The sequence below is a fragment of the Nostoc sp. genome, from assembly GCF_036917975.1.
Lineage (GTDB): Bacteria > Cyanobacteriota > Cyanobacteriia > Cyanobacteriales > Nostocaceae > Nostoc.
In genome coordinates this window covers 137,666-163,963 of record NZ_JBALEJ010000113.1, presented here as the reverse complement: position 1 = coordinate 163,963, position 26,298 = coordinate 137,666, and the positions used below count along the sequence as shown (strand labels likewise).

At 41.6% G+C, this 26,298-nt stretch carries 24 protein-coding genes; 17 read left to right on the top strand and 7 right to left on the bottom strand.

What is annotated here, in order from left to right; genetic code table 11:
- The first annotated feature begins 96 nt into the window (after positions 1-96).
- A complete protein-coding gene (locus V7K76_RS34365; RefSeq protein WP_334776997.1) occupies positions 97-1,764 on the top strand; it encodes a mechanosensitive ion channel family protein in 1,668 nt (555 codons plus the stop codon).
- 166 nt (positions 1,765-1,930) lie between these two features.
- Here V7K76_RS34365 and V7K76_RS34360 read toward each other — a convergent pair whose 3' ends face one another.
- From V7K76_RS34360 to V7K76_RS34345, 4 genes are all read right to left on the bottom strand, one after another.
- A complete protein-coding gene (locus tag V7K76_RS34360; protein WP_334776996.1) occupies positions 1,931-3,220 on the bottom strand; it encodes a photosystem II assembly protein in 1,290 nt (429 codons plus the stop codon).
- Positions 3,213-4,151 carry an SPL family radical SAM protein gene (locus V7K76_RS34355; protein ID WP_334776995.1) on the bottom strand — a complete coding sequence of 313 codons (939 nt, stop codon included), beginning with the start codon at positions 4,149-4,151 and terminating at the stop codon, positions 3,213-3,215. The genes V7K76_RS34360 and V7K76_RS34355 overlap by 8 nt, the downstream gene beginning before the upstream one ends.
- A gap of 66 nt (positions 4,152-4,217) precedes the next feature.
- Complete coding sequence (locus V7K76_RS34350) at positions 4,218-4,997, bottom strand: class I SAM-dependent methyltransferase (RefSeq protein ID WP_334776994.1); 780 nt, start codon at positions 4,995-4,997, stop codon at positions 4,218-4,220.
- Positions 4,998-5,222: 225 nt separating this feature from the next.
- The gene (locus V7K76_RS34345) at positions 5,223-6,095 is read right to left on the bottom strand and encodes a D-alanyl-D-alanine carboxypeptidase family protein (protein WP_334776993.1); all 873 of its coding nucleotides are present in this window, start codon (positions 6,093-6,095) and stop codon (positions 5,223-5,225) included.
- 380 nt (positions 6,096-6,475) lie between these two features.
- On the opposite strand from V7K76_RS34345, the gene mnmG reads away from it, so the two are divergent.
- The 7 genes from mnmG to V7K76_RS34310 all read left to right on the top strand — a co-directional run bounded on the left by mnmG (position 6,476) and on the right by V7K76_RS34310 (position 14,822).
- Complete coding sequence (mnmG, locus tag V7K76_RS34340; RefSeq protein WP_334777025.1) at positions 6,476-8,398, top strand: tRNA uridine-5-carboxymethylaminomethyl(34) synthesis enzyme MnmG; 1,923 nt, start codon at positions 6,476-6,478, stop codon at positions 8,396-8,398.
- 47 nt (positions 8,399-8,445) lie between these two features.
- Positions 8,446-8,616 (top strand): hypothetical protein, encoded by a 171-nt coding sequence (locus V7K76_RS34335; RefSeq protein WP_334776992.1) that lies wholly within the window; start codon positions 8,446-8,448, stop codon positions 8,614-8,616.
- 110 nt (positions 8,617-8,726) lie between these two features.
- Entirely contained in the window at positions 8,727-10,058 is a 1,332-nt protein-coding gene (locus tag V7K76_RS34330; protein ID WP_334776991.1) for a hypothetical protein, read from the top strand.
- A gap of 142 nt (positions 10,059-10,200) precedes the next feature.
- Positions 10,201-10,353, top strand: coding sequence for a hypothetical protein (locus V7K76_RS34325; RefSeq protein ID WP_334776990.1), 153 nt, complete (start codon positions 10,201-10,203; stop codon positions 10,351-10,353).
- Positions 10,354-10,534: 181 nt separating this feature from the next.
- The gene (locus tag V7K76_RS34320) at positions 10,535-10,702 is read left to right on the top strand and encodes a hypothetical protein (RefSeq protein ID WP_334776989.1); all 168 of its coding nucleotides are present in this window, start codon (positions 10,535-10,537) and stop codon (positions 10,700-10,702) included.
- 280 nt (positions 10,703-10,982) lie between these two features.
- Complete coding sequence (locus V7K76_RS34315; RefSeq protein ID WP_334776988.1) at positions 10,983-12,110, top strand: succinylglutamate desuccinylase/aspartoacylase family protein; 1,128 nt, start codon at positions 10,983-10,985, stop codon at positions 12,108-12,110.
- 249 nt (positions 12,111-12,359) lie between these two features.
- A complete protein-coding gene (locus V7K76_RS34310; RefSeq protein WP_334776987.1) occupies positions 12,360-14,822 on the top strand; it encodes an ATP-dependent helicase in 2,463 nt (820 codons plus the stop codon).
- A gap of 196 nt (positions 14,823-15,018) precedes the next feature.
- On the opposite strand, the gene V7K76_RS34305 is transcribed toward V7K76_RS34310, so the two are convergent.
- Positions 15,019-15,561, bottom strand: a complete 543-nt coding sequence (locus V7K76_RS34305) for a GrpB family protein (RefSeq protein WP_334950420.1) — start codon at positions 15,559-15,561, stop codon at positions 15,019-15,021.
- 115 nt (positions 15,562-15,676) lie between these two features.
- Between V7K76_RS34305 and rpmI the strand changes: the two genes are divergently transcribed.
- From rpmI to V7K76_RS34285, 4 genes are all read left to right on the top strand, one after another.
- On the top strand, positions 15,677-15,874 hold the full coding sequence (rpmI, locus tag V7K76_RS34300) for a 50S ribosomal protein L35 (protein WP_292760699.1): 198 nt from the start codon (positions 15,677-15,679) through the stop codon (positions 15,872-15,874).
- A 19-nt stretch (positions 15,875-15,893) separates the two neighbouring features.
- A complete protein-coding gene (rplT, locus tag V7K76_RS34295) occupies positions 15,894-16,250 on the top strand; it encodes a 50S ribosomal protein L20 (protein ID WP_179065135.1) in 357 nt (118 codons plus the stop codon).
- A 12-nt stretch (positions 16,251-16,262) separates the two neighbouring features.
- Entirely contained in the window at positions 16,263-17,078 is an 816-nt protein-coding gene (locus V7K76_RS34290) for a transporter substrate-binding domain-containing protein (RefSeq protein WP_334776985.1), read from the top strand.
- A 99-nt stretch (positions 17,079-17,177) separates the two neighbouring features.
- Positions 17,178-17,702 (top strand): tetratricopeptide repeat protein, encoded by a 525-nt coding sequence (locus V7K76_RS34285; protein ID WP_334777024.1) that lies wholly within the window; start codon positions 17,178-17,180, stop codon positions 17,700-17,702.
- A 400-nt stretch (positions 17,703-18,102) separates the two neighbouring features.
- Here V7K76_RS34285 and V7K76_RS34280 read toward each other — a convergent pair whose 3' ends face one another.
- On the bottom strand, positions 18,103-18,609 hold the full coding sequence (locus V7K76_RS34280) for an NINE protein (RefSeq protein WP_334776984.1): 507 nt from the start codon (positions 18,607-18,609) through the stop codon (positions 18,103-18,105).
- A gap of 202 nt (positions 18,610-18,811) precedes the next feature.
- Between V7K76_RS34280 and V7K76_RS34275 the strand changes: the two genes are divergently transcribed.
- The 5 genes from V7K76_RS34275 to V7K76_RS34255 all read left to right on the top strand — a co-directional run bounded on the left by V7K76_RS34275 (position 18,812) and on the right by V7K76_RS34255 (position 24,825).
- Positions 18,812-20,794, top strand: a complete 1,983-nt coding sequence (locus tag V7K76_RS34275) for a primary-amine oxidase (protein WP_334950423.1) — start codon at positions 18,812-18,814, stop codon at positions 20,792-20,794.
- A 120-nt stretch (positions 20,795-20,914) separates the two neighbouring features.
- Positions 20,915-21,484 carry a peptidylprolyl isomerase gene (locus V7K76_RS34270; protein WP_334776982.1) on the top strand — a complete coding sequence of 190 codons (570 nt, stop codon included), beginning with the start codon at positions 20,915-20,917 and terminating at the stop codon, positions 21,482-21,484.
- A 330-nt stretch (positions 21,485-21,814) separates the two neighbouring features.
- Positions 21,815-23,167 (top strand): cytochrome P450, encoded by a 1,353-nt coding sequence (locus V7K76_RS34265; protein WP_334950426.1) that lies wholly within the window; start codon positions 21,815-21,817, stop codon positions 23,165-23,167.
- A 227-nt stretch (positions 23,168-23,394) separates the two neighbouring features.
- On the top strand, positions 23,395-23,970 hold the full coding sequence (locus V7K76_RS34260) for a Uma2 family endonuclease (protein ID WP_334950428.1): 576 nt from the start codon (positions 23,395-23,397) through the stop codon (positions 23,968-23,970).
- 51 nt (positions 23,971-24,021) lie between these two features.
- A complete protein-coding gene (locus V7K76_RS34255) occupies positions 24,022-24,825 on the top strand; it encodes an Rpn family recombination-promoting nuclease/putative transposase (RefSeq protein ID WP_334950430.1) in 804 nt (267 codons plus the stop codon).
- A gap of 210 nt (positions 24,826-25,035) precedes the next feature.
- Here V7K76_RS34255 and V7K76_RS34250 read toward each other — a convergent pair whose 3' ends face one another.
- Entirely contained in the window at positions 25,036-26,271 is a 1,236-nt protein-coding gene (locus V7K76_RS34250; protein ID WP_334776978.1) for a DUF445 domain-containing protein, read from the bottom strand.
- Between the last annotated feature and the right edge of the window lie 27 nt (positions 26,272-26,298).

The following is a 26,298-nucleotide window of genomic DNA, read 5'->3' as shown; positions in this document are numbered from 1 at the left end:
AAACCTCAACTTTAGATAGGTACATCTACCCAAAGATATTGCAGAGGATAGTTATAGAAATAGTCACTAGTAGATTTTACTCAAGGAGGTGTTTGAGTGCGCTTTCAATTTTTGGCGTTGGCTTTGCCCGCCGTAGGCATCGCCAGTTCAATAGCCATAGGCGTTGTATCTGTGCCAAAAGCCACAGCCCAGATTCCTTTTTTACCGCAACTGCAAGCTCCCAGCAGTGTGAGTAATGATTCAGATAACAGAGTTGTTTCGGGCTGGATTTATTTAGATGGTCGTCGGTTATTTCAAATAGCGGCATCAAAAACCAACTTTCCTGAGCGTTCAGAAGATATTCAAAAGAAGTTGGAGAAAATTGGCCAAAATTACTTTCAATCACCAGCAACAACGCCAGTCAAAGTAGAAGTTCGGAAAGTCAACGAATTACCAGTAATTTATGTCAACGGTCAATATCTGATGACCGTTACTTCTGAAGATGCTGGACTCCGACAGGTAGATATATCAACATCGGCAAATCAAGTAGCCGAATCGTTACAAGAAGACTTGCAACAAGCAAAGCAAGAAAGGCAAACTCAATCTTTAATCGACCAAGGTAAAATTGCTGCGGGCATCGGATTGGCAATGATTGTCATGAGTTGGGGGGTATATAGCTGGCAGCAGCGTTCTCAAAAGGATTCAGAAAATCTCATTGCCTCCCAACCCCAAAGGGAACTCTTCAACTACCCAAAACCAGCAGATCAAGTAATTACAACACAACTAAATCAACAGCAAAAGAATCATCTGCAAGAAGTCAAAAGACGATTATTTCAGCTAAGTCAAGCCGGAATTTGGGGAGGTGGAAGCTTCTTTATTTTAGGTCTATTTCCCTATACACGAGGGTTTCAGGTAGGAATTCTCACAGCCGCCCAATTTCCTTTGCGATTAGGTATCGTCTTCCTGGGAACCTACGTAGCGATCCGTTTGACCTACGCCTTGATTGACCGCTTCGCCTCCACTCTAATTAGCAGTGGTGCTTTCCTCACCCCAGAAAGTTCTGCACGGCTGCAACTACGAGTTTCCACATTTTCTGGTGTGACTAAAAGTATCACTACTGCTATTTGGGTAGGAGTAGCCTTTTTGCTAGCGCTGGTATCCTTGGGGATAGATATCGTTCCCTTGCTAGCGGGTGCGAGTTTAGTTGGTGTTGCATTGTCTTTGGCATCGCAAAACTTAATTAAAGATGCGATTAACGGTTTCCTGATTATTTTAGAAGACCAGTATGCTTTAGGCGATGTGATTACTGTGGGAGACGTAGGAGGCTTAGTAGAAAATCTGAATCTGCGGATGACCCAAGTGCGGGATTCAGAAGGGCGCTTGATCACGATTCCCAATGGTGAAATTAAAATTGTTGCCAATCTTTCTAGTCGTTGGTCACGAGCCGATTTAACAATTCCCATCGCCTACCAAGCCGATACAGAAGAGGCTTTGAATTTGATTGCAACTATTGCTGATAAAATGAATCAAGAAATGCAATGGCAGCGTCAAATTTTGGAACCGCCGCAAGTTTTGGGAATAGATCAATTTGGCGATCGCGGTTTGATTATCCGTGTCTGGATTAAAACACAGCCCCTTAAACAATGGGATGTCGCACGAGAACTTCGCCGCCGCCTAAAAGTTGCCCTAGACGAAGCGGGAATTTCCATCTCTGTGCCTCAACAAGCAATTTGGGTCAATGACGATCAGTTATTAAATTTTCAAGGAAATGGCAAAGCTAATTAGAAATAGGGTACAAGCTCCCACCAAATCTACGATTTGGCGGTCAACAAGAAATTCGCGGGTTTGAATCCCCGACTGATAGCGACGCTCAAGGATTCGCTTTGCGCGTCGCTATCGAGCGTCTTGATTCTGAATTCTGAATTCTGAATTCTGACTTCTGAATTCTTCTTCAAAATAATTTTTTAGCCAAGATTACATAATCATCTAATGTATAGTGTAACTGATGCTTCTGAGCAAAATACTTTTGGAGTATTGGACTCATGTACAGTTGTTTTGGTAATTTTTCTCGAGCAAATTTACCAAATTCAGCAATGGGTAAAGGTGTTCTTGAACCTGTTGAGGTTAGATATTTATACCAGACTAACTCTAATCCCAATTCTGCCAGAAATTTATCCACTACATTTTTTTCCTGTTCTTGGTTTTCAACTTGGTGAATATCATAAATCTTGAATATTTTTTTATCTTGCACAATTAGCAGAATATAACCTGAATTTTTTAAGCTAGTGGCAAATATTTGCTTATAAGTATTATTAGCTTCAACTCTCTTGGCTTTATCTATAAAGAAGCAATGGGAAATTACGATAAAGTCGAAAAAGTCTTGGGGTAGATTATTTGATTGGCTTTTCCAAGTAAAAATATCAGTAGTAACAAAGCGGAAGAAAGTATTTATTGGCATTAGACGCGATTCTATATATCGTCGCCAAAGCTGAAGTCCGCGAAATTGGAAAGCATCTTGTTTTTCTAAAGAGTAGTAAGATATGTGCATTTGCGGGATATGAAAAAAATCGCTACTACTTTGGAGAAATAAAGCTAAACCATAAGCAACTGTTCCTGGCCCTGCTGCAATATCAAGGGTATTAACCTTACTTGGTAGTAAAGCATCCTGGTAAATGAGAAACCAAGCTAAATATATGCAATAGACATTCTCTAAAAAATACTTCATAAAGTAGACATGAGGAGTTAGACTAAAACGGTAGTCTGGATCTTGCCCAATTTTTAAGTTATTAATATCCTCAAGAGCGTCTTCTAGCTTAATAAATAACTGTTTTTCAGGAATCTTACTAAATTCTTCCTTCAGATATTCAACTAGATTTGATTCCAAATCATCAAATATACGTTCATCAATACCAGTAGATTGCAGTTTAGATTCATCGTGCTGTATTAAATTAAAAACCTTATAGATATATTTAACGAATTCCTCATCTGGGATTAATATGAGATTATCTTTTTGCTGGAATGCTTCTGTTAGTTGTTTACTTAAAGTTTCTGTTTGTCGTTTGTATTCTTGGGAATAACGTTCAAGTTGAAGTTTATCCCTAAATAGTTTTTCTAACCATGAGAATCTTGCGCCTGATTTTTGAATCTCTTGCAATAGTTGCACTGCACGTCGGATATCCCCCCGCTTTAAAGATAATTTGAACTGCTGACTTCGCCACCAATTTACGATAAGATTATTCATAACCAAATCCCTCTTTGCCTTCCATAATTTCTACACCTGGAAGCCGAGAAAGTAACTTTTCCTTAAATTTCATATAGCTTAATTGCTCATCTTCATACCACCAAGCGTATTTTTGCTTAATTTCTTCAGCTTCTTGGCGAGTTGATGCGATGAGAGAACGACTCTGGCTAGCATGAAAAGCTTGAATTACAACCCTATCGGCGATAGCTAGTTTATCAATAAAAGTAACTTCATCAGTTGCTAAAGTAGGAAGTAGAGGGGTAATAGTGATAGAAATTTTAGGAACAAAACCTTTGAAATAATCAATACTTTGTTTAATTTTTGTGATAGCATTTAGTCTAGCTTTAATACTTGGCGATCGCGGTTCAAAATCTTTTCTCACTAATTCACTCCCAGTCGGAATGCTCATATTAATTCGCAATCGCTTAAATCGTTGTAAATAATCAATATCTCTAGTAATAATTGGGCTACGAGTTTGAATTACCAAAGTTGGAGTTGGATAACCGTCAATCCCCATATCTAGCATTACTTCCAACAACCGACGAGTTAGGTGATGTTTAGACTCAAGTGGTTGATAAGGATCGGTAACGCTACTCATGTATATGCTAGGAGGAGTCTGGGGATTTTTTTCGTACCATTTTTTTAATTCTTTCGCTAAAATCTCAGCAGCATTTTCTTTAAAAATTACCCATTTTCCCCAATCTTGGCGCATTTGAGCATTAGGGGTAAATGCAGCAGCATAGCAATAACTACAACCGTATTGACATCCCCTATAAGGATTGAGAGTAAAATCATAATTCCCAATAAAACCAGTAGCTTTTGTTAAAAGTGATTTTGCATTTTGGGCATAAATATTGACATCTCCAAACTTTTCTCTGACTAATTTGGTAGGATTGCATTCGCAATAACCTTCATATTTTGGTTGTGCCATCTGAATCCTGATATTTATTGAGAGTGAATTAATGCACTCTACTTTTTATAATTCCCATTTTTCTTTTTAAATAGCTTCACCAAGGTATACGCTAGTGCGATAGACCATATAGACAAAACCATTCTCATCACGAAAGTGCTGATATAATTCTTGAAAATTGTTAATCAGCTGTTCGTATACCCAGCCTTCATGTGGGAGGTAAGAAACACTCTTGGCTCGTCCAATCAATCCAGTTAAATCTAATTGTTGCCTATAAGTAAAAGTATATTCCTGGATGTTAATAAAATGAGGAGTTACGAACAGTGGCTCTACCGACTCCATTCGAGATTCTGCTGGGTGATTATTAGATGCTTCGCGGACTAGTCGGCTATATTCTGTAGTTAAGGCATCTTCTTTATCTCGATTATTCCACACCACAGCCAAGCGTGCTGATGGTTTTAAAATACGGCGAAATTCCAATAAAGTTGGTTCGGGATTGAACCAGTGGAAAGCTTGAAAACAAGTAACTAAATCAACTGAATTATCAGGTAGTTGGGTAAATTCTGCTGTTCCATCACGAAACTCTATCAAAGGATGTGCTTGGGCAGCTTCTCGCATCGCTGCGTTTGGTTCTATGGCGATGACATTAACTTTGCGTTCAGCTAACAATCTTGAAGCAATTCCTGTACCTGCACCAATATCTGCTGCTACGAGTTGTGAATTTTCACCTAATCCTTCCAAGATAATATCAATTGCATCTCCGGGGTAACTTGGTCGATATTTTACATAATCCTCTGCTCTGTCAGAAAATCGGTTGAGTGGGTTTAAGGTATGTAAGGGAGTTGTTTCCGGATTAATTTGGTTCATGGGTTTTGATGTAAAAACTGGATTCCTATATATAAAGTAAATTACCGAGTATAGCGGTTCCTATTCAGATGTGGTACAACATTATATCGCAAGGTGTAGGGGCAATTCATGTAGACGCGGAGCGGCTTCCCGCAGGGTATTGCCCCTACGGGTGTACCTCACGTGAATGATAACCGCTATAAAACGTTTTAGATTAGTATTGCCAAGTTTTATGCTATCTAACAATCATAGTGGCGTTATCCAATAAGTAATGCCCCGAATAGCTTGTTTTTTAAAACCAAACAGGGATAAATTATCTTCAGATAAACCCACATAAGTCCAATGTGGAGTATCATTTTCTACAGTTTGAAACCAACCATTTTGATTCAGAGCTTTTCTTTGTTCTTTACTGCCTACGCGTAAATCAATAGCTAATCCCCAGAGATGTTGTGAAGTTCCGGGAGGTGCAACTAAACCAAGAATTTTTGTTTCTTTACCCTGTTGAACTTTTGCTAAAACTTGATCGTTAGCATATTTGTGCCAAAATCTTAAATTCGTGTTGAAAGTGCGGGTACAATCACCAGAACCATAACCAGATTTTAGCGGAATATTTTGCTGTATTCGCGCTTTATTTAAAGCATCAGCCGCCGATTTTTGCAAGTAACAGTCGTTAGTGCCATCAACATGACCCATTGTTAAAGTAGCTTGAAAATCTTGAGTTTCTTTTTCATTAGCGAAGATATCTTGTTGCGGCAGTTTAATCCCAATATCTTGATTTACAAAGACTGCACCATAAGTTCGTAGTAACGTATATTCATAAGTACCAGGCTGAGGAATTGTAGGTAATTTTCTAGCGATCGCAGATAAAAAACGCTGTTGATTATTTAATTTGGCATCAGGAATAAATGGTTCTGATGTTGTCTTTTTAGAGATATCTGTACAAGGCAATGAATCAGCACTCAAGCATCCGTTTAATGGTTGGGCATTTATAGCAACTTTGTGGCGGGTAATCTCATTACTAGCTACTAAGACAAAAATCATCAAGATAACTATCATGATGAAAGTTGCTTTTTTGATAGCTCTATTAATATTTATTTTATTACTGATGGTGAGTTTCATTCTTAAATAATTGCTTCTTGGTTGATTAAAAGGTAAAATCAATCGACTTATTAAAAATATTTCTTGTTTACTTTTATTTTAAAGTACAGACAAAATCTTGATGCTGAACATGGGTTTTTATGAAAAATCAATATTAAACAATGAGTTAATTTATGTGATATCCAACTACATGAACAATAACTGTGATAAACAAACCGGAACGTCGTCACAAAATTTAAAAAAAGATTATATTTTTTACCTAATACTCAAGTTTAAAAATAAAAACTGCCTTGATTTGAGTACTAGTAAGTTTGATAACTTTTTTAGCAGAAAGTTACATCCATGAAATCACTGGAACAGTTAAAATTGAAAAGAACTCTCAGCTTGCTGATCCTGTAAGTATGACCATGCACAATTCCGTTGAATTTCAAGACGCTTTTGATGTCATAGTCGTCGGTGCAGGTCACTCCGGTTGCGAAGCAGCTCTCGCCTCTGCACGCCTCGGTTGTCGTACCATGCTATTGACGCTCAACTTGGATAAAATTGCTTGGCAACCTTGTAACCCAGCAGTGGGTGGCCCGGCCAAATCTCAGTTGACTCATGAGGTAGACGCACTCGGCGGAGAAATTGGTAAAGTAGCAGACCGTACGTACCTGCAAAAACGTATCCTCAACTCTTCACGGGGGCCTGCTGTGTGGGCATTACGCGCCCAGACGGATAAGCGCGAATATGCAGCAGTGATGAAAAATATTGTTGAGAACCAAGAAAACTTGACAATCCGCGAAAGTATGGCAACAGACTTGGTGCTGGGTGCTAACGGTGAAGTCATTGGCGTTGAAACTTATTTTGGTGTGGGGTTCCAATGTAAAGCAGTTATCTTGACAACTGGCACTTTCCTGGGAGGCAAAATTTGGGTTGGCAATAAATCAATGGCAGCCGGACGGGCTGGGGAATTTGCAGCTGAAGGATTGACACAAACCTTAAATCTTCTGGGATTTGAAACCGGCAGACTTAAAACTGGAACTCCGGCACGGGTCGATAAGCGATCGGTAGATTATAGTAAAATGCTCATTCAGCCAGGGGATGAAGATGTGCGTTGGTTCAGTTTTGACCCCGATGTGTGGGTTGAACGGGAACAAATGCCTTGCTATATCACCCGCACCACCGCCGAAACCCATCGCCTAATTCGGGAAAATTTGCATCTGTCGCCCGTTTATGGTGGTTGGGTGGAAGCTAAAGGGCCACGTTATTGCCCAAGTATTGAAGATAAGATTGTCCGCTTTGCTGATAAAGAAAGCCATCAAATCTTTATTGAACCAGAAGGAAGGGATATACCCGAACTTTATATTCAAGGGTTTTCTACAGGTTTGCCAGAAAATCTGCAACTGCAAATGTTGCGGACTCTCCCCGGTTTGGAAAAATGTGTGATGCTGCGTCCGGCTTATGCAGTGGAATATGACTATTTACCAGCAACTCAGTGTTACCCCACATTGATGACTAAGAAAATTGCGGGACTGTTTTGTGCTGGGCAGATTAATGGCACTACAGGTTATGAAGAAGCCGCAGCTCAAGGGCTGGTGGCGGGAATTAACGCAGCTCGATTTGTTCGCTCTCAAGAAATGATTGTGTTTGCCCGTGAGCAAAGTTACATTGGGACGCTAGTTGATGACTTGTGTACAAAAGACCTGCGGGAACCTTACCGGATGCTTACCAGTAGGTCAGAGTACCGATTAATATTGCGTTCTGACAATGCCGACCAACGTCTGACACCCTTGGGACGGGAAATTGGTTTAATTGATGATCGCCGTTGGGATATGTTTATTGAAAAACAGGGTAATATTACCACAGAAAAACAAAGATTACAAGCTACACGCGTGAAAGAACATGATGAAATAGGAATAGCGATCGCATCTAATACCCAACAAGCAATTAAAGGTTCAATTACCCTGAACGACTTGCTGCGGCGTCCGGGATTCCATTATGTTGACCTCGACAGATTCGGATTGGGAAACCCCAACCTCAAGCGCGCTGAAAAAGAAGGCGCAGAAATTGACATTAAGTATTCTGGCTATCTCGCTAGGCAACAACATCAGATTGACCAAATTGCTAGGCAAGCGCACCGCCAGTTACCTCCTGATTTGGACTACACAACAATTGATACTCTTTCCAAAGAAGCACGGGAAAAGCTGACTCACGTAAAACCACTCACCCTTGGTCAAGCCGCACGTATAGGTGGTGTAAACCCAGCAGATATAAACGCTTTATTATTATATCTAGAATTGCGTAGAACCAAGAACCAGCAAGAGTTTCCAGCGTTAGCTTAACACCAACTTCATAAAGACTGAGTATAGTAGTAATGAGGGAGATTGGTATGATAGATGACATAACTCTTAGTAATGCCATCGTCAACAATCCCCAGATGAAAGTTGAGTTTAATACCAACGCTCAATCAACTCGTCTTAAGAGAATCGGGATTGGATGTTTCATCAAAGAAGGGAACAGAGAACAGTTTTTCTATTTCATGTTCCCTGTCCGGGAGTAAGAGACCACCTGTTTCCTGTTGTCGGTTCCCTATTCTCTCTTTAAGAATAATCCCAATTTCCAGGCAGTAGAGACGGCGTTTCCCCGTCCTAGCAACAACCCAGAACGTCTATGTTACAAGAAGCCAGCACCCGTCTCATAGTACCAGAACCATCAGAAGACTTAATCGCCAACGAGCCTTGGTCGATAGAAAACTATGCTGATGGCCTCATGGATGAACTCTTTGCCGATATCGACTACATTCTGGATGTTAGTGGTAATCTGCCTTCTCAAGCTGTTAGGCACTACTCTGTTGCTGGGGTTTCTGCCCAAGCTCAACGCCAGTCACCTCCAGGATATGTGCCTCTACAAACAGTTACAATACCGCAGATTATTGTACCAAACAGCCTAAATCAGTCAGATGCTCAAGATCAGCATAAGCAATTGAGTACCTTTGTATTTGAAAACGGCGCTGTGAGAGCAGTTAGTAGAAAGCGTCAGAAAATTAGGCCGGCTTGGGGCAAACTGCTGATGGTGGGAACAACTTTAGGCGTGGCGATCGCAGGTATGATTTACCTGGTGCAGTCTGGAGTTGTATATCTTTTAAATGCCAAATTGCCTGAATCAGCGCTTCTATTGACACAATCGCAGTCACATTTGCCTGTCAAAACAGAAATTGAGGCAGAGTTAGTTGACTATATGCTCCAATCACTAGCAGTCATAGATAAGCAAGGAGCAACACCCAATCAAAAATCTTTCAGTCGGGGATTCTCCAGTCAGGCAAATAGTAACCAAATAGCCCTTGGTAACGAGCAAACAACAGGTAATCTGCCAGCACTTCCACTTCTAGGTAACAATACATCATCAGCCTCCAACCGTTCTGGGAGTATTGTTGAGCGCATCTACGTTCCTGTTTATCAAGCGCCGTCGCCAATGCGCTACGCCCTTCCAGCCATTCCTGGGACTTCTACACTTTTACCACAAGTTGCCAGTGTATTACAGGGATCTCAACCTAATGTTGTGAACACTGCCCTAAATACAGTGCGGCAAGCTGCCAAGCCTGTAACCGTTAATATGTTAGCTGCCGCTGTACAAGCTGAATTCAAGCCTGTGGCCGGGAAAAATGCACCCATTACCGTGCGGCAGACACCTAAGCCTCTGCCTGCATTACCAGTAGTTCCATTACGTGATGCACTTGCCCCAGAGTCAGAACCAACCGTTACCCAGCAACAAGTATATCCGCAAACTGCGATCGCAGAGGCTCCGAGTAATACCTTAGAGGGATTGCTCGAGTTGGGCAATAAATCTGCCGCTTTGTTTAAAATTGATGGCGTGACTCGCCGCATCAATATGGGTGAAAGTATCGGTTCAAGCGGTTGGACACTAGTAGATGTCAGTAACGGCGAAGCAGTCATCCGGCGTAACGGCGAAGTGCGATCGATTTACGCAGGCCAGAAATTGTAAAAGTCTTTCAGTCAGCAAATCTTCTTAATATCTAGTCTCATAACCTCGACTTCTTTAAGGATACAATCCTTGAAGAAGTCGGGGGTCTTTTTGTTCACAACTCATTGGACATCTCCCAATACGGTTCGGTTAAGGTTTTTTGATGAAAATTATAGATCACAAAGACGCGATAAATCGCCGTCAAGACAAGGAACTGATTATTGTAGAGACGGCGATTTATCGCGTCTCTTGCCTTAACCGAACAGTATTGGGACATCTCCAGAAATTAAATATGCGTTACCCAGAACCCTTGTAGAGAAGTAGCACTGCTACGTCAAAACAATTCTTTTTCGGAGATGTCTATTTAGGATTGCTGTATCAGCAACTACTGGTCTGTCCCAAAAGTTTTGAGAGGTTAGTGGTGTTTAGATCCCCGACTTCTTGAAGAAGTCGGGGATCTAGCAGCCCAGTCAATACCGTTCGGTTAAGGTTTTTTGATGAAAATTATAAATCTCAAAGACGCGATAAATCGGCGTCTCTACAAAAGACTGATTATTGTAGAGACGCCGATTCATCGCGTCTCTTGCCTTAACCGAACAGTATTGGCAGCCCATTCAGAAGGCAGAAGTACGAAGGCAGGAGGCTCAGTTGGAACCCACGTTTAAAAACGTGGGATTGATCTTGGACGCTTTGTATCTCGTGGCACTTTCCGCTCGATACAATTCTTTTTTTTAACTGGGCAATAACCCAGAACTAAAGTTTTTATTAATACTTCTTTCCTTCTGCCTTCTGCCTTCTGCCCTCTGCCTTTCTTGTAAGTGAAAGGCAAAACGTCAAAGAGCTAGTCTAAAAGTCATTTTCAACTGTACAAGATTTTGGTTGGGGTGGCTTTTAATTCGGTGCAAATAAAGCGATAATTTACTCAAATCATCACTGGGTTGTTTCATGCTGCCAGTTATTGAAAAAATTGTATTACGTCAAATGGCTTCGGGCGATCGCCTGTTTCTCCAAGTTTACAAGTTCGTTGGCGCTAAACCTGGTAAAAAAGTTTACATCCAATCTAATCTACACGGTGCAGAAATTGCTGGTAATGCTGTTATTCACCAACTAATTGAGTTTTTATTAACAATAAATGATACAGATTTAACTGGAGAAATTTGGCTAGTTCCCGTTTGTAATCCAATGGGGACGAATGAGCGCGCTCATCATTTTTCCCCTGGACGTTACTGTATTTACGAAGCTAAGGACTGGAATCGCATATTTTGGGACTACGAAAAAGAAGCTGATGATTTAGTAGCTTTTACTAAATCTCAACTTCATATCGATCTAGAGGTCGTTCGACAAAATTATCTAACTATAATTAAGCAACAATTCGCAAAAATTTTAGAAAAAATTAATTCTCCTAATTCTGTTCCTTACACTGAGGTTTTTAGCTACAAACTACAAAATCTCAGTCTAGATGCAGACTACTTAATTGATTTACATAGTTCTACCAATCACGCTTTAGACTACCTTTATTACTTCCGAAATCGAGAAGATAGTGCAAAATACTTCCTGCTTGATTTCGGAATTTTACTTGATAAATATGATGGTGATGCTTTTGATGAAGCTTTTATCAAACCTTGGTTAGCATTGGAAGCTTGTTTTAAAAGCTTGGGTAGAGAAATCAAGTTTGATGTGGAAGCTTGGACATTAGAATTGGGAACAGGAATGCAAATGAACTCTGATTCAGTTGCTAAAGGAGTGCAGGGTGTAAAAAATTATTTAGCGCAAAAAGGTGTACTGCAAATTTCTAATTCATCGAATGATACGAAAAACCATGAGATGACTTTTGTATCCAGCCGCAACCGGAAAAAATATTATGCGATCGCAGGTGGGATGATTCAATCTAGAATTGAATTAGGTAGTAAAATTAAAGCTGGAGAAAAGCTGTATCAAATTCTCAGTTTTAATAAAGAAGGGAAGTTACCTACTGTAATTGATGTTTTAGCTCAACAAGATGGATTAGTTTATGATGTCGCAACTAATCAAGCTGTGAATGAAGGTGAATTTGTATTGGGAGTTATTAGTTAGTAATACCGTTTCTTTGTGAAGCTGCATATAGTATTTACCCTCCGGCTACGCCGTCCCCCCTTGTGAAGGTGGGACTGATTATGTGCATCTTCATACAGAATTGGTATAAGCTAAAATTGAGTTTAGAAGATATACAAGATGGGTTAGTATTAACTTGTCAATTAGAGATTCTGAATCCGTTCAAATCATATATGCCATGCAGTTTTGGAATTAAATCCAAAATCTAAAATCTAAAATCTAAAATTTTATATGTCCGACTTTAATTTTACTATTCCTGTTGTTCAAGAATTACTTGATTCAGAATTGTCTGAGCGATCGCCTGTTCCTTCTTTACAAGAGAAAATTCTCGCAATCCGCAACAGTCTACGCCCAGGACAGCAGCAAATGGCTGATTGGCAATCTGGGCCTTTGGCGATTTCTGCCGTCCCTGGTGCAGGGAAATCTACGGGTATGGCGGCGGCGGCGGCGATCGCGATCGCCCGTCAGTATGAGCGTTTATCCTTCCGTCGTCAGTTGGTAGTCGTTACCTTTACTCGCTCTGCTGCTGCCAATATTAAAGCGAAGATTCGCAAATTCTTACGAGATGATTTACATTTACCCCAGACGGGCTTTTTTGTCTATACCCTGCATGGTCTAGCGTTGAATATTGCCAACCGCCATTCTGATTTGTCGGGTTTGCAGTTGGAAAATGTCACATTAATTACACCAACCCAAAGTCACCGCTTTATCAGAACTGCTGTAGAACAATGGATTACAAATAATCCAGACCGATATTTGCGGTTATTAGAAGGTCATCAATTTGACGGAGAAGAGACAGAAAGGTTGCGTCGTCAATCGGTGCTGCGAACAGAAGTATTACCAGAATTAGCAAATACGGTAATTCATGAAGCAAAAAGTTCTGGAATCTCGCCAGAATTGTTACGAGAGTGGAGTAAGCAAACCACAGACGAATATGGAATTTTGAGTGTAGCGGCGGGATTGTACGAACAATATCAAAACTTAATGCGATCGCGTGACTTCATTGATTACGACGATATGATTTTAGCCGCACTGCGGGTTTTAGAAAATGACAGTGCCCGACGCGTTGAGCAAAATCAAGTATTCGCCGTCTTTGAAGATGAAGCCCAAGATTCTAGCCCTCTTCAGACACAGTTGTTGGAAATTTTGGCAAGTAATGCGGGAGATAATTCTTCACTCAATACAGACGCGATGAATCGCGTCTCTACTGCTGACTCTTGTACAGACGCGATTCATCGCGTCTCTCCTAACTCCCCACTCAATTTAGTCCGAGTTGGCGACCCCAACCAGGCGATTAACTCTACTTTCACCCCAGCCGATCCAATTTATTTTCGGCAATTTTGCGAAGAGTGCGATCGCATCGAGCGATTGGCAACGATGGATCAAGCCGGTCGCAGTACTAGAATTATCATTGAAGCTGCTAACTTTGCCCTCAAATGGATCAATAATCAGTGGTTAGCAGCAACCAACAACAAACAACAAACTCCTGACAACCGACAAGTACCATTTCGCTTGCAGACAATTCGCCCTGTGGAAGCTGGCGATCCGCAAACTAACGCCAACCCCGCAGCAGTAGGGCGAGGACTGGAACTTTATACACCCGATGATATTCATCACACCGTTAAATTGTTATCTCAAAGGGTGATTGAGTTATTTGGCGAAGATCCAACAAAAAATAGTGCAGCAATTTTAGTCAGAGAAAATCGTCAAGGAAGATGGTTAGCAGAGGCTCTGACATCTGTATGTAAAGAGCATAATATTACACTTTACGATGTGGGAGAACGCGATCGCCGTTCCCATGTTCCTCAAGAAATTTTGGCATTATTGCAATTTTGCGATCGCCCCCACTCCCCCGATTACCTCAAAGCCGCCCTAGAAGCATTAGTACAGCGCCAGTTAATTCCTACCCAAGACCTCAACGCCCTTGCTAGTCTTCCAGAAGAGTTTTTGTATCCTAGTCCCCTAGCAGCAACCCAGCCAGAAACGGTACAAAAAGCTGCGCGTTTGTGTCGTAGTTTACTCCGCGCTCGGTTGGAATTGCCCTTATACCAGCTAATTTCCTTTCTCGCCTTGACCTTAAATTATGACCAAGCAGAATTGGCAACTGCTGACAAACTCGCAGAACGCGTTAACCAGCAAATAGCTGGCAATAGTTCGATGGGGGGAATGCTTTCAGCTTTAAGTGAAATCGTTAGTTCCGAACGGTTTGAACCAGTGGAAACCGAGGATTCAGAAGAACGTTACACCCGTCGCGGCCAACTGACGATTATCACCATGCACAAAGCTAAAGGTTTAGATTGGGACTATGTATTTCTTCCCTTTCTCCACGAAAACTTGATTCCTGGGAGATTTTGGGTTCCTCCCCAAAGCCAATTTTTAGGCGATTTTACCTTATCAGAAGTAGCCCGCGCCCAAATTCGCGCTACTCTCCATGAAGAATCTGTGATACCGGATGTTAGTCAGGCATGGGAGGTGGCAAAAAACTTGAAAACATCTGAAGAGTATCGTTTGCTCTATGTTGCCATGACACGAGCCAAACTTCTATTATGGATGTCTGCGGCACAGAAAGCCCCCTTTACTTGGAGTAAACCGGACAATTTGCAAGAACAAGCGCCTTGTCCGGTGTTTCCAGCCTTAAAACGCCAGTTTCCAGAATGTGTGATGAATTTAGCGGTAATGAGCAAACAAGCCTGATGAAAACTGAGGTTAAATGAACTAGCCCTTTCAAGGTGACTGGTAAAATCTCTGTTTTTCTCTCTGCGCTCTCTGTGCCTCTGCGGTTTAAAAGTAATTTATTTAACCACAGAGACGCAGAGAACACAGAGTTAAGAAATTAAAGAGGAATGTTTTGAGCAAAATTTTACTCACCTTGAAAGGGCTAGTGCTAGAACTATCGAAGGTTTTGGCTTTTTCCCATTTCCTCACAACGTACTTTTGCCATTACAGATCGGATATATTCATTTTTACTATTGGTATAAGCCTCGCGATCGCTCCGAAAACTTGCCGCTAAATCGCGTTTTAGAACTTCGTAACGTCTCGCTTCTTCAGGATGCTTTCTCAGATAGTCGCAAAATAACTTGCGTTCCCAAAATTCGCTGTCAATCTCGACTATGTGAACATGATGAGTACGTTGCTTTCCGTATGGTGGCATTCCTTTAACAAAAAACATCCGTCCAGGACGCAGGTCTTCACGCCAATAAACGTATCCCAAAGATTCTAAAGCTGGAATAGCAGATTTTGCATCTACTAAGGAACGCACTCCCACCATGATGTCAATAACTGGTTTAGCTGCCATTCCTGGTACTGCGGTACTACCAATATGTTCAATTTCTACAACTAAGTCATTGCCTAATGCCTGCCAAATCTGCTCGGCTTCTTCTGTAAACAAAGTCGCCCAACATGGGTCATATTCAACTATATTGACCTCATCCATAAGTGAAGCTAATTTGATCTACAGCGATCGCCATTGCTTAAATCCTTTATTTAATTGCAGTTATAGCGATTTTCATAGTATATAATAATGGATCGTGTCGAATCAAAGCTAGACCATGCCTAAACTAAAGACTCGTAAAGCTGCGGCAAAGCGATTCCGTGCCACCGGTACCGGTAAAATCGTCCGTCGTAAAGCGTTCAAAAGCCACCTTTTAGAGCATAAAAGTTCTAACAAAAAGCGTAGCCTGCGTCAGAGTACCCTTGTACATGAACGCGATGAACTCAACGTGCGCTTGATGCTCCCATATTTGTAAGTATTTTAGGAAATAAGTTATGACTCGGGTAAAACGCGGTAATGTAGCTCGGAAGCGCCGCAATAAAATTCTCAAACTAGCTAAAGGTTTTCGTGGTTCCCATTCAACTCTGTTTAGAACCGCCAACCAACAAGTGATGAAGGCGCTACGGAGTGCCTACCGCGATCGCAAAAAGAAAAAGCGCGATTTTCGTCGCCTCTGGATCACCCGCATCAACGCTGCTTCCAGGCAACACGGCTTGAGTTACAGCCAGTTGATCGGTAACTTGAAAAAAGCTGATATCCAACTAAATCGTAAGATGTTGGCGCAATTAGCAGTCCTCGATCCAGCCAGCTTCGGCAAAGTTGCGGAATTAGCAATTCAAGCTAAAGGATAAAGGTGGCAAGGGATGTATAACAGATGTAGCAGATGGCAAGTAATTACTCGGTTACATCTGGTATTATCCGCCACTGTTTTTTTGATTTTTTGCTTTTCCATAGTGGGGACGGGATTAACTGCATCTGCTGCCGAAATGTCAGAAATTCAGCAGCGAGGCTATCTAACTGTTGCTGTTAAAGATAACTTACGTCCCTTGGGATTTAAAGATGGTAACGGGAATTTGCAAGGCTTAGAAATTGACTTAGCAAAGCGTTTGGCAGTTGACTTGGTTGGTAAAGCCGATAGTGTCAAATTTCAACCTGTAGCGAATCGCGATCGCCTGTCTGTAGTCTTAGACAAGAAAGTTGATTTTGCGATCGCTAGAGTCACAGCAACCGAATCACGCAGCCGCATAGTTAGTTTCAGTGTTCCCTACTATTTTGATGGCACTTTATTAGTTACAAAAGATACCTCTGTGCAGCAGTTGAGTGATTTGGCAAAACAAAAAATTGCCGTACTCAACAACTCTAGTACTATTGCTCAAGTGCGGTACTATCTGCCAAACGCCGAGTTAGTAGGAGTTAATTCTTATGAAGAAGCGCGAGAGAGAATAGAAAATAATGCTGCTGCTGCCTTTGCCGCAGATGCTAGCGTTTTGAGCGGTTGGGTGCAACAATATCCTCAATATCGGCTACTGCCAACCAAGCTATCAACTGAACCCTTGTCTATAGTAATGCCCAAAGGATTGCAATACGATGAGTTTAGACGAAACGTGAATCAAGCGATCGCTCGTTACTTAGAAAATGGTTGGCTCCAGCAACGCGCTCAATATTGGGGTTTACCGTAAATTGGTCATTAGTCATTGGTCATTAGTGAATAACACAAAGGACAAATGACAAATGACAAAGGACAAATAACAAACTTTATAATATTTGTATTTGCAGCAATGGATAACAGTCTAGCCGTTGTTTATCTCTCAATTTTGGTAGTTATACTCACAATTGCAGCCGTGAGTGTGTTTCGCCAGATTTTCAAAACTCGCAAGGTTGAAGGCTCTTTTGCCAGGTTGCGAAAGAAATTAGAGAAAGAAAAGGGTACGACTCAAGAATATTATGAGTTAGGCAGTATTTATTCAGAAAAAAAAATGTACTCTCAAGCGATCGCGCTATTTCAAAAAGCTCTCAAAGCTGCTGAAGAAGAGGAAGAAGAAAATATTGCCCCCATTTACAACGGGCTGGGGTATGTTTATTTTATCCAAGAGCAATATGACTTAGCAATTCGTCAGTATAAAGAAGCTCTCAAATCTAAACCAGACTATGTTACAGGATTGAACAATCTTGGTCACGCCTACGAGAAGAAAAAATTAACTACTCAGGCGTTGCAAACTTATGAAGAAGCACTCAAGTTGGCTCCAAATAACTCTATTGCGAAACGTCGTGCTGAATCTTTACGTCGGTTAGTTTCTGCGTAATTGATAAGCGTTCATAATTAGACCTCTTGCATAAATCAAACAATTTAAACCCCACCCTCAAGACCTCCCCGATGCTTTGGGGAGGTCTTGAGGGCGGGGTATTAGGGACTTTTGCAAGAAGTCTATTGAGCAGTTATGAATAGAGGATTATAGCCCAATACGGTTCAGTTAAGGATAATCGTAGGTTGGGTGGAACGAAGTGAAACCCAACAAACCTGCGAAAATGTTGGGTTTCGTTCCTCCACCCAACCTACGCATCTGAGGGGTTTTTGGCGCTAACTGAACCGTATTGGATTATAGCCTTGATTTCCCGTAAGGCGAATTCATGAATTGCCCCTGCATTTCGTACTTGATGCGTAAGTCGTAAATAGGAAAGTATATGAATATTTACTTTTAAACCTTACACATCAAAGTGATAACGGATAGCTCCAGTATTTGGATCATTGTTGACCTCAGCATACCCTATCTTCGTTGCTTCAAGAAGCAACTCTTTTAGATGCTCTGATTCTAGCTCAGTATACATAGCCGCTTGAGCAATGGAAAGTTGCCCATTATGTTCTTTTGCAGCCTTGAGCAACTTCTGCATTGGAGTATCTGTAGATAAAGCTTGTGGCTGTATCGCTTGTAATTGTTTAAGTTGGGGAATATCACCAATGTTCAACGTAATTGATTGATTGACACTGGGGGTTCCAGTACCCTGTAACCCACGCAGATAAAGATTTCGCTGGTCAACCATACCAGGAATGAGAGCCAAATCGATTAGTTGACCAATCCCAAAAAAACCAATTGTGAATAAATATATCAAACCACTAGTAATCTGTCCGGTGTAGAATCTTTGCCCACCACAGATACCAAAGAAGCACAAACACCAAAGAAGGTATGCGACACTTGAATTTGCTTGCTGCATGACAGTGTACTCCAATTTTCTATGAATACCTGTATACAGTGTTCCCAGGTTTGGATGTAAATCTAACAATTGATTAGACTGATGGGTTTTATAACTGGGGATGCTGTTAGAAAATTAATTTGGCTTTAGCCTCTTAATTTATCGGTTTTCAATCTTAGACTTGGAAATAGATAACTATAAGTCTTTTGTAAAAATGTAAAAGATGATTAAGCGGCTAAAGCGTTTTTTATGGCTATCTATTGCGATCATTTCCGTCATTTCTATCTCAATCGGATTAATGGAAACATTGATGGCTCAACAGCCTTCGATTTCCCATCCTCTGACTTCGCTAACTGAGTCAGAAATTAGTACAGCCGTTTCGGTTATCAAAAGAGAAAAAACTTTGAGCGAAATGGCAGCTTTTCCACTGATTGCTTTACAAGAACCAGATAAAGAAGAAGTTCTAAAATTTACGCCAGGTAAAGCTTTTGGGCGAAAAGCTTTTTTGGTAATCTATGAGCGATCGCAAAACAAAACATACGAGGGTATCGTAGACATCACAAGCAAAACTTTAAGTTCTTGGAAAGAAATACCCTCTGTTCAACCTGCGATCGTTAATTCAGAATATGAACTAGCAACTCAGGTAGTTAAAGCCGATCCCCAATGGCAAAAAGCAATGCAAAGGCGGGGAATTACTGATTTTGAACAAGTCAAAATTAGTTGGTGGGCACCAGGAATCCAGAATCAACAGGAAGAAGCAACAGGTAATCGTCTTTGTCGCGGCTTATCTTACTACAAAGGCAAAGCCTGGAACTATTACGGTAGTCCCATTGAAGGAGTCGTAGCAACAGTTAATTTGAACACAGGTAAAATCGCCAGTTTTATTGATAAAGGAAACGTACCTTTCTCTAAAGAAAATTGGAACTACGATGTCAAGTCCTTGGGCAAATTACTTTCACCATTGAAAGCATTGAAGATTGTACAACCTAATGGTACAAGTTTCCAGATTAAAGACAATGAAATTAGCTGGCAAGGTTGGAAATTTCGCTATTCAATGCATCCTCGTAATGGATTAATGCTGTACCAAGTAGCGTACAACGATGGGGAAAATATTCGACCAATTTTATATCGCGCTAGCCTCTCAGAAATGGTAGTACCTTATGGCGATCCTGAGCCTACTTGGTCATTTAGAAATGCCTTTGATGTTGGAGAATACAACTTAGGTTTACTAGCAAATACGATGGAGTTAGGTAAGGAAATTCCCGAAAATGGCTTGTTGCTAAATGCTGTATTTGCTAATGAGCAGGGAGAACCTTATAAAATGCCAGGGGTGATCGGTATCTACGAGCGCGATCGCGGAATGCTCTGGAAACATTATGAGTATAATACTCAGCGTAATGATGTGCGTCGCAGTCGAGAATTAGTCATGACGATGACGGTAGCTGTTGACAACTATGATTACAGCATCAATTGGATCTTTCATCAGGATGGGACTTTGGAAGTCCAAAATGAGTTAACAGGTATCGTATTGGCGCAGGGAACGGCTGCCCAAAAGCAATCTGAAGATAATTCTTATGGTCGGCTAATTGCTAAGAATATCTTTGGAGTAAATCACCAGCACTTTTTCAACTATCGCCTAGATTTCGATGTCGATGGTCAGGCTAATTCTGTGATGGAAATGAATGTGAAAGCTTTGCCGATGGATGAGAAAAATCCTTTAGGAAATGCGATCGCACTTTCAGAAACCCCACTAGCCAAAGAAACTTCTGCGGTGCGCGATTTGGATCTGAAAAGCAGTCGGGAATGGATGATTGTTAGTGCAGACAAGAAAAATCGGCTAGGGGCTGCACCGGGATATATGCTAATGCCTGGTGGAAACTCGATGTTTTTCCCAGTGGAAGGCTCAAAAATCCGTCAACGGGCAGAATTTGCGACTCATCACGTCTGGGTAACAAAATATAAACCTAGTGAACTCTATGCTGGGGGAGATTATCCCAACCAAACTCGACCAGGACAGGGTTTACCCAAATATATTGCAGACGATGAAGCCTTGATGGGTGAAGATATTGTGCTGTGGTACACGATGGGCGTAACTCATATTCCGCGATCGGAAGATTGGCCTGTGATGCCTGTTCACCAAGTTGGCTTTAAGCTAGTCCCTAGAGGATTTTTTAGCCGGAATCCAGCGATAAATTTACCTGAGTAAAATATTTGTTAGCTCAAGTTTTCTTCCTTCAGGTTTTTTGTCATGTCTAAAGGCAGTAACTTGAATGCTGATAAACTTGTATAGGTCAAATACAGGCACTTGTTAAAAGTAGGATATCTAATGAGCTTTCCAGAAATTAATATTCCCGGTGATGGCAAGCTGCACGCTCGCTTAATTACTTCCTTGGGTGAAATTGTAGTTCGTTTGGAAGAAGAGCGAACCCCCAACACCGTCAAAAATTTTGTCGGTCTAGCAACCGGAACAATCGACTGGAAAGACCCTAAAACTGGTGAATCTGGTAAGGGAACTCCAGCTTACGATGGGGTTCGCTTTCACCGCGTCATCCCTAATTTTATGATTCAGTGCGGCGATCCTCTGAGTCGTTATCTAGATACAGCCAACCGATGGGGTACTGGTGGCCCAGGATATCAATTTGAAGATGAGTTTCATCCTGAATTGAGACACACTGGTGCAGGTATCCTGTCGATGGCTAATGCCGGACGCGGTACTAATGGTTCGCAATGGTTCATTACAGAAGCACCAACGCCTCACCTTGACAACAAACACAGTGTTTTTGGTGAAGTTGTCCAAGGTCTAGATATAGTCAAGAAGATTGCTAATGTGCCTACGATTAGAGATCGTCCGAATCAAGAAGTGGTGTTACAAAAAGTAGAAATTTTTCGGCAGTAATTAACACCTCGGTTTGTAGTACACCTGTAGGGGCACGGCACTGCGTTGCGCGGGTTAAGAGCGTTGTACAAGTGGCGTTGGAGGCTTTGCATAACCCAACATCCTGATATCTGTTGGGTTGCACTCCGCTCCACCCAACCTACGTCTAATGCACAATTTTTTTGCTTGCCACGCCGCTACGGTGTATAAACAAGTCTGATTGCCAAATGAAGAGATGAGAACGTTACGCAGCAAAACTCTACCGCGATTGGTAATTTAAATTTGCAAAGCCTAACTGCGCTTTACAATTAAGTAGATACTGTAGCTAATTACTGCTGGAGGTACTTAAATATGCGGCAACTAAAATCCGCCAAGGAAATGCCTGGTAGCTTTGGCTTGCCCATCTTAGGCGAGACTTTAGAAATATTTCGGGATTTAGAACTGTATCTATGGCGACGATTCCAGCAGCATGGTTCAGTTTTTAAGACGAGCGTCATGGGATACAAACGTGCTTATTTAATCGGCCCTGATGCTAATCGGCTGGTGCTGGTAGAACAAGCGGAAAATATGTCGTCGCGGCTCGGGTGGTATTTCCTAGAATCAACATTTGGCAGCAATATTTTATTACAAGATGGGGAAGAACATCGGCTAACTCGTCGCTTGATGTATCCAGCATTTCACGGAAAAGCGATCGCTACATACTTCGATACCATTCAAAATATTGTGCAAGACTTCCTCAAAGATTGGGGAGAACAGAAAACCATTCCCTTAAATTCTAGTTTCCGCCAGCTTACCCTGATAGTTGCGACTCGCCTGTTCTTGGGAAGTCAGAACAAGACCGAAGTTGAGCAAACCAGTCTGTGGTTTACACAACTGATAGATAGCAGTCTAGCGATATTCAAATGGAATGTCCCTTTCACTTTATATGGTCGCGGTCAAAATGCTAGGGGTAAGTTAGTGGCTTTCTTGCGTCAAGTAATCGCCCAACGTCTGGAGCAAGGTAACTTAGAAGAATCAAAAGATGTTTTGGGATTGCTACTAGCGGCTGTTGATGAAGACGGCAATAAGTTGAGCGAAGCACAGGTAATCAACGAAGCATTATTATTGCTGTTTGCTGGACATGAAACTACAGCCTCTTTGCTGACTTGGGTAATATTTGAATTAGGTAATCACCCAGAATGGCGAGAACGGCTGCGCCAAGAACAATTAGCAGTTGTGGGAGATAATTCCCTTAACCTGTCCCATCTCAAACAACTTCCGCAGTTAACCAACGTACTAAAAGAAGTAGAACGGCTCTATCCGCCAGTGTATGCCTATAATCGTGGTGTCCTCAAGGATATTGAGTATGGAGGCTATCGCATCCCTGCTGGTTGGTTTGTGACTATTTCGCCAATGCTGACTCACCGTTTACCAGAACTGTACACCGATCCCGATCGCTTCGACCCCGATCGCTTTGCACCACCTCGCGAAGAAGATAAGAAACATCCTTTGGCACTAATGGGTTTTGGTTATGGTTCGCACAGTTGTTTAGGTATGGAATTTGCCCAAATGGAAATGAAAATTGTGCTTTCCACACTACTTCGTCATTACGACTGGACAGTAAAACCAGATTATTCTGCGATCGCTCCAGTTCGTCAGCCTTCTAAAGTTAAAGATACTCTACAAGCATATATTGAGCCTTTGAATAGCAAGCTAAGTTCCTGACATGATATAAAGACGAAAACCAAATCTATAACTAAGCTAGAAGCTCAATGGTCAATTTAATATATATATTAAGAAGTGCTACGCTACAGTTAGCAAGATTGAGAGGCAATTATGACCGGAAACGACTCATATACAGAGCAACTAAATTTATTTATGGGTATCATTAATTTTGAATTTTGAATTTTGAATTCGGAGCGTTCGCCCTTGGCGTCTCGTAGAGAAGCGACGTGACTGCCCTGATTCTGAACCTCAGCCCCACCATTGAACTAACAGATGAGCAGTTCTTCCAACTGTGTCAAAATAATCGAGATTTGCGACTTGAGCGCACAGCAGAGGGAGAATTAATTATCATGCCACCAACGGGATGGGGAATCGGAAATCGGAATAGTAAACTTACACAGCGTTTAGGTAATTGGACTGACGCTGATGGCACAGGTTTGGCTTTTGACTCCTCAACAAGTTTCAAACTCCCCAATGGTGCAAATCGCTCTCCTGATGCATCTTGGGTGAGTCAGGAGCGATTAGAAGCCCTAAATCCCGACCCCGACAGATTCCTACCGATCGCTCCAGATTTTGCGGTAGAATTACGCTCTGCTTTAGACAGATCAAAGACTGTGCAACAAAAAATGCAGGAGTACATTGAGAATGGTGTGCGTTTAGGTTGGCTGATTGATCGGCAGAACCAAAAGGTACAAATTTACCGCCCAGGAAAGAATGTCGAGGTTTTGCGATCACCTACCAGCTTATCAGGTGAGGATGTATTGCCTGGGTTTGTACTAGATTTAACACAGATTTTGAGTTAAGCGATCGCACTTTCAAACAAGCTTTAGCTCATGGAATGGTAGGATTTTTAGATGTTTGATAATATCTGTAAATTCCTCGCCGAAAACTTTTCCACCGACTTTGCTACCTGGCTGTTAGGAGAACCAATTTCCCTGACTGAGTTAAGTCCTTCTGAACTCTCGCTAGAACCCATTCGAGCCGATGCACTAATTTTATTGGAATCGGCAGAGCTAGTGCTTCACCTAGAGTTTCAGACTCAACCCGATGTTAATATCCCATTTCGCATGATTGATTATCGCTTGCGAGTGTATCGCCGCTTTCCCCAAAAGCAGATGCGTCAAGTCGTGATCTATCTTAAAGAAACAAGCTCAGAACTCGTGCAACAAAATACTTTTACCATTCCTGGTACTCGCCACGAGTTTGAGGTGATTCGACTATGGGAACAGCCGACAGAAGTATTTTTGCGCTATCCAGGTTTATTCCCATTAGCGGTGTTGGGTCAAACAGATGACCGTGCAAGTACATTACAGCAAGTAGCACAGGAAATTATCAGGATTCCTGACCAACGCTTGCAGAATAATGTCGCAGCTGCCACAGCAATTTTAGCTGGTCTAGTATTAGAGAAAGGGTTAATTCAAAGAGTATTACGGAGAGATAATATGCGCGAATCTGTAATTTATCAAGAGATTGAGGCTGAAGCTCAGGCAAAAGGTATCGCACAAGGTAGAGCCGAAGGTTTACAAGAGGGGATTCGGCAGGTTGCTGTGAATCTGCTCAAAAGCCAAATGCCTTTGGAGGAAGTGGCAAAATTGACTGGGTTATCAATTGAAGATGTACAGTTGTTGCAAACAGAGATAGAAAGTGAGTCAACATAACTTGTCATTCGTAATTATTACCCTGTGGATGAATCTGAGTGACTCTGAATAAAAACGAGAGCGATGTCTATGCCTACGCATCTTGTTCTCACCTCCGATCAAAAGGCGTAGGCGTAGCCCGTCGTAGACATTGCTCAATTTCACTCACTTCATATTTTGGGCAACTTTTAACTATAATTTGATAAAATTTTACAGTTAAAAAACAAAAAATTAATACTGACTTAATATTAAAAACACTGTCTGCAATAACCCGATAACAAAACCCAAAACACCACCTAAAGTCACAATCGCCTGCAATTCATTTTTCACAATTCCCTCAATGGCAGCTTCTAAATCAGCCGGGGAAGTTGATTTCACACGGTCAACTATCACTTCATCTATCGACAAAATTGGAATTACCTGGGCCACAATTGCTTCTAAATCTTTTTCCAAATACTTATCTAAAATTAGAGCCAATTCTTGACTCATCACTTCTAAAGAAGTACTGACAACTGGTGAAGTACTAAGGCGATTCAGCAGCACTACAGCAATATTTTCCCAATCAACAGAATCAGTTAATCCTTGTAAAAAATCGCTACCACTATTTTGCAGGTAATGACGGACACTTTCGCGGGTGGTCTTTCGGAGTTGGCGCACCGTCCCCATTGGTAAGTTTTGTAATGATAAATTTTGCAATAATTTCCGAATGCGATCGCGCGTTTGCAAATCTTGAATCAATTCCTGCAAGCGAGTATTGGTAGCCTCTTTTTCATCTAAGCAAAAAGTCCGTAGCCGTGTGAGAGTATTACGCAAGCCAAACAAATTTGCTACTACCCAATAAGTCCCACTGGTTTTTTCGCGGAAGCCTTCATCGATAATTTGAATCGTGCGATCGGTCAAAAAATCAACTATGGCTTGGCGTAGCATATCCGGCGGTAAAACTACTTGCAATAACCAGTCAGCCAGCCGCGTAGCTTGTTCTTCGCTTAGTTGAAATTCTAGCAATATCTGGTCAAAAATTTGATTGATTTGCGCTTCCAAAAAATCTTCCCGTCGCGCCAAAACCTTGAGTAATCGCGGCAAAGATTCCCCTAGTAAATCCCGCAAAATTCCCGCAACAACTTTGGCACTTTTCTGGTTTTTATCTGTTTTGATTTGTTCAATCGCCAGCTGCAACAACCAAAGAATTGCAGCTTGTACGCGTTCTGTTTGTAACAAACGCCGTGCCAGATTTTGTAATTCTTCTGGTGTCAACAGTGACCCCATGATTGTATTGGAAATGTTCTTAGCCAGACGTTCCTGGTTGCGGGGGATCAATCCAGGGGTGAAGGGTACTCTTCGTCCAGCAATATAAATTGCTCGGTAAGGACGGAACAACATTTTTATGGCTATATCATTTGTGAAATAGCCAATAATTCCACCCAGTACCGGGGGAGACACATAAAGCCAAAGATGAGACCAGTCCACAGGATTTTGGATTTTGGATTTTGGATT